The sequence below is a fragment of the Mangrovimonas sp. sgz306409 genome (genome assembly GCF_059735265.1).
On record NZ_JCAPEU010000023.1, the window covers coordinates 1 to 5,923 of the forward strand.

Annotated in this window: 1 protein-coding gene; it reads left to right on the forward strand. The window is 40.6% G+C overall.

Annotation, left to right across the window (positions count from 1 at the left end; all coding sequences use genetic code 11):
* Nucleotides 1–70: 70 nt before the first annotated feature.
* Complete coding sequence (locus AC6I5C_RS17635; protein ID WP_497906320.1) at nt 71–5,911, forward strand: choice-of-anchor L domain-containing protein; 5,841 nt, start codon at nt 71–73, stop codon at nt 5,909–5,911.
* Nucleotides 5,912–5,923 lie beyond the last annotated feature (12 nt).

A 5,923-nucleotide genomic window follows, 5' to 3' on the forward strand; every position in this document is an offset into this window, starting at 1 on the left:
TCGTGAGCGGTGGACCTAAAACAGCAAACTAACAAAAAAGTAAACAACTTTATAAACTAACTTAAATTCAATGAAAAAGCTACTAGTATTTCTTGTTCTATTGTCGGTTTTTAGTACCCTAAATGCCCAAGTGACAATAGGGACTGGGAATATAGAAACTGAAAATGCACCTTTCGATCCTTATTTTGGGTATTCTTATACACAAACGGTATACCTAGCTTCAGAGATTAATGCCTCTGGAGCTATTACCGATATACAATGGTATTATAGTGGGAGTACAGGTTTGTCTAATAGCCAGGAATTGGTCATTTATATGGCTGAATCTCCAAAGGCATCTTTTGATTCCACTACGGACTGGGTACCGATTGGTTCTTTTACCGAAGTCTATTCAGGCGGGATTACCGTAACAGCTGGAACAGCTGGTTGGGTTCAAATTACTTTGGATACGCCTTTTGATTATACGGGGACGGAAAATTTGATTATTGCCGTTGAGGAAAATCAAACAAATTATGATGAATGGAATGATGATTTTTACAACACAGAGGTGGCAACCAATCGTACTATCGCGAGGTATACGAGTATCGAAGATCCAGATCCTGTATCGCCTCCTGCAGCAAATAATATTAATAATTTTATTCCAAATATCATATTGGGAGGAATTAGTGAGCTATGCCCTAATCCAACTAATGTTACTGTAGAAATTGATTTGGAAACTGCAGATTTTTCTTGGAACGGTGGAACGGCAACTGCTTGGGAAGTAATCAATCAGGAAGTTGGGGGAGCTGCCCCAACCGATACCGATTCGGGTACCTCTGTAGATGCTAGTACATACCAAATTACAGATTTAACCATGGGAGCAGATTATGACTTTTATGTTAGAGCTGTTTGTGGAGACGATGGCAATAGCTTTTGGATAGGCCCTTTGACTTATCATGTGAGTAACTTTGGAGAAAATTGTAGTACCCCAATAGTTGTTTCCAACTTACCATACAATACTGTAGATAATACGTCCAATTATTTGGATGATTATTCGGGAGCTCCAGGTTCGGACTGCGGTGCCACTGCTGCTTTTTTGAGTGGTGATGATGTTGTGTATGCTTTTTCCCCGGTTGAAGATACTTCTATAGATATCCAATTAACGGGCTTAACAAATGGTTACGCGGGGATGTTCCTTTATACAGATTGTGCCGATATTGGTACGGCTTGTATTGGTGGTGATTCCAATTTTAATACGACGGGAGATTTAGTAATTGATAATATCGTAGTTCCAGGTGGTGATACCTATTACATTGTGATCTCTACTTGGGCTAACCCACAAAGTGTTGGTTATACTTTAAATATAACAGAGAATACTTGTATTGATCAACAAGTAGCTTTTGAAGTGGTAAGTGATTGTGCAAACGGGCCACAATTCTATATCGAAGCCGATGTGACCAGTATGGGGTCTGCGACTGCTTTGACACTTACCGATAATCAAGGGAGTGCAGCACAAACGGTGAACGATTTGGGAATCTACACTTTTGGACCTTATGATAATACTACCAATGTTGTTATTACTTCGGCAAATGTAGATGATGTCAATTGTACCTTAGAAAGTGCAGGGTTGACGCAGCCTTATTGTACAGAAAACATTGTTGACTGTACTGTGGGGCCTATAAGTACAACCTTTTGCTATGGAAACAATAATGATATTGTTTTTACTTATACAAGTACAGATGGATCTCCATTAGCTTTGACAGTGAACGCTGGTTCTGTTCAAAATAATTTGGATTATTTTATAGTATATGATACAGATGGTACTACGGAGTTGACAGCTCCTAATACAACAGGAACCTTATCCGGTCAGTTCGAATCATCTGGAGATACTATTTCATTTATGGTTAGTTCTAACGGTTATGGAAGTTGCCAATCTTCATCTACTTACGAGCCAATTGAAATAACTGTTGCATGCGCTACTTGTACAAATCCACAGTGGACTTATGAAGCGGTTTCAGACTGTATCAACGGACCTCAATTTAACATTGAAGTAGATTTGTCTGATATGGGAACAGGAACGTCATATACCATTTCAGATGATCAAGGTCTTTATGCTGAAACGGTGACGGCTATTGGAATTTATACCGTTGGACCTTTCGAAAATATGACAGATGTAGCTTTGACTATTGAAAATGATAACGATGTCAATTGTATCCTTACAGGGGATACAGTGACTCAAGAGTTTTGTTTCGATAACTATGTCAATTGTTCTGAAGGGCCTTTAAATGGGACTTATTGTTATGAGAACAACGATCAAAATGTATTTACTTTTACCAGTAACGATGGGTCCTCATTATTCTTTAACATTAACTCAGGAACTGTTGAAAATAATTGGGACGCTTTACATATCTATGATACAGATGGAACTGAACTTACTTCAAGTGATTACTATGGTAATGGAGGGGATTTAAGTGGGTTGATTTGGCAGTCTTCAGGAGACACAATCTCATTTTGGATAGAAAGTAATGGAGGTACAAGTTGTGCTTCGGGCAGTCAAACAGAACTCGATTATACGGTTACCTGTGCTACTTGTGATTTACCAACATGGTCTTATGATATAGTTTCAGATTGTATTAATGGACCGCAGTTTAACATCGAGGTAGGCCTTTCTGATATGGGATCGGCAACGTCTTATACTATTACGGATGATCAAGGAAGTGCTGCACAAACAGCAACTGCAACAGGAATCTATACTTTTGGTCCTTATACTAATGAAACTGAAGTATCTTTTACCATAGTCAATGATGGAGATGCCTTATGTACTTTGTCAGGAGAGCCAGTAACGCAGCCATTCTGTTTAGACAACTATTTAGATTGTTCAGCTCAAGAACCAATTAACCTTGCCTACTGTTATGGGGACGATGATACTAATGTGTTTACCTTTACAAGTAATGATGGTATGGCCTTAAACTTCGAAGTTAATTCGGGAGAATTGTATGTTGTAGGTGATTATTTCCACGTCTATGATACCGATGGAACGGAATTAACGCCAAATGAATTCATAGGATTCGATGATGATGGAGATCTTACAGGTATAAGCTATCAATCTTCTGGGGATACCATTTCATTCTGGGTCGAGTCTAATGGATTTGCAAGTTGTCAAAGTGTTTGGACGGACTTTGAATTATTGGATATTACAGTGGCTTGTGCTTCCTGTATCAATCCGGAAGCATCCTATGAAGTGGTAAATGACTGTGAAAATGGAGAACAATTTTTGGTAGAAGTAGAGGTTACCAATATGGGGTCTGCAGAATCTTTGACCATCTCAAGTGATTACGATAGTAATACAGTAATTGCTGGGGCGCTAGGAACCTATCAAATTGGACCTTTCCCGTTTAATACCGATGTAGAAATAGCAGTAATTAACACAGATGATGCTACTTGCGATATTTACAGCCCAATATTCAACATGTTGGCTTGTCCTCCTGAAAATGATAACCCATGTAACGCCATTGCTGTTGAAGTGAATGAGTTGGATGAATGTACTTTGTTTGCGTCTGGTACCATAGCAGGTGCTTCGCCATCAGCAATAGCCGTGCCAGCTTGTAGCGGACAGCCTAATGATGATGTATGGTTTACGTTTGTAGCTAATGCTGAGGCTCAAGTAGTATCCTTGAACAACATTGCTAACGGAAACTTAAACCTTGATTATAGTGTTTATGAAGGGACTTGTGATGGTACCCTTACAGAGTTATTCTGTTCAGATGCTAATGTTAATGCAGTAGAAGGTTTGACAGTTGGGAATACTTATTATGTTAGAGTATATTCCTTCAATGATATAGCGACCACAACCAATTTTGAAATTTGTATCAAACCATTACCGGGGAATATTATTACCGATCAGGTAACGTATACCGTAGAGCAATTGGTGACCGACGTATTAATTTCCAATGAATGTGCACAAATTTCGAATATTAGTTACTCTACAGGAACGGATTATGATTCTGTAAACGGAATAGCATATTTCTACACAGAAAGTCCAGGATTCCCATTTGATGATGGAATCATGTTAGCCTCAGGAAATGCCTCTTTGGCGGATGGGCCTAATGTGTCTACAACAGCCTCTTCAGGAAGTTGGGATTGGCCTGGAGATGCGGATTTAGAGGAGTTTGTAAATGGTAATACCTATAATGCGTCTATCATTGAGTTCGATTTCGTGCCATTTGCCGATGAGATCAGTTTCGACTTTATTATGGCTTCGGAAGAGTACAATGGGGCTTCTTTTGAATGTAACTACTCGGATGCCTTTGCCTTCCTATTGACCAATGAAGCTGGAGAGACCACCAACTTGGCGGTATTGCCGGGAACCACCACACCAATCTTGGTGACCAATATTCACCCTCAAAATACGGCCTGTGGTCCTATGAACGAACAGTATTTTGGCGGTTACACGCCAGATGACTTACCTCCTATGATCTATGATGGTAGAACTGTTGAGTTTACGGCATTTTCAGAAGTAAATGTTGGGGAAACTTATCATATCAAATTGGTGATGGCCGATGAAGGGGATTCTGCCTTGGATTCTGCAGTGTTCCTTAGGGCAGGTAGTTTTGATTTGGGTACTTTCGATTTAGGAATCGACATTACTCAGGCCAATGGTAATGCGGTTTGTCAAGGAGAGTCTATCATTTTAAGTACGGGGGCTGATTCGGTAGATCACGTATGGTATAAGGATGGATTTGTTGTTGAGGGCGAAACGGGATCTACTTTGGAAATTACCGAAGGTGGCCAGTATAGTGCTCAAGTAATCTTCTCGCCAACATGTACTGAAGATGATACCATTTTTGTGGAGTTTATACCTAGCCCGGCTATTTCAGAGCCTATGGATCTTGAAGTGTGTTCGGAAACCCAAATTGGGGTATTTGACCTTATAGAAAACGATATACCTGTGTTAGGGGAATTGGATGCGTCCCTTTACACGATATCGTATCACTTAACAGAGCAAGAGGCTATGGATGATGTAAACCCATTGTCATCTCCTTATACCAGTATCTCCTCTCCGCAAACTGTTTGGGTAAGAGTGGTTAGTTTGGAAACAGGATGTGTGTCTTATGATACATTTGAATTAATCTTGACAGCTCCAACTCATACAGCTACCAGTGTAGACCTATTGGAGTGCGACAATGACGGAGATGGTGTTGCAGAATACGATCTAGATGCGCACAGTACTTATATTTTGGACGGTCAAGATGCTGCTTCTTACAACGTGACGTACTATGCCTCTGAGCAGGATGCCATGGATGCAGCCAATCCACTTGCGAACCCTTACACAAGTTCCGGTAACGAAACGGTTTGGGTGCGTGTAGAAACTGTTGGGCTGCCAGATTGTTATGTAACCAACAGCTTTATGTTGACTATTGGAACGTCTCCTCTAACTACCTTCACTGAAGATTTTGATTATGTAGTTTGTATTGGTTCAGACTCACCTGTAACAATCGAGGCTACTCCGGAAAATTATTCCGAAGACGAGGTGTCCATCAATTGGTACCAAGATGGGGGACTGATTGATGGCGAAAACGGGTTGACTTTACCAGTTTATGTTGAAGGAACTTACGAAATAGAAGTGATTTTTAATGAAACTGGTTGTAGCTCTATAATAGAGCGGGCCATGGGGCAAATAGTATGTGAAATCCCTCAAGGAATCTCTCCAAACGGCGATGGTTTGAACGACAGCTTCGAGCTTAGCAACTTCCAGGTCCACAAGATCGAGATCTATAACCGCTACGGTACCTTGGTATATTCGAAGAACAACTATACCAACGATTGGTACGGACAGACCAACGACGGCGAGGACCTTCCTGTGGGAACGTATTTCTACACCATGGAGTACGGAGAGGGAGAGACGCACTGTGGATGGGTCTACATCAACAAATAAGAGCAACCAAGA

Excerpts from the sequence above, each read along its gene's own strand:
- AC6I5C_RS17635 (WP_497906320.1), top strand. The coding sequence starts at position 71 with ATGAAAAAGCTACTAGTATTTCTTGTTCTATTGTCGGTTTTTAGTACC.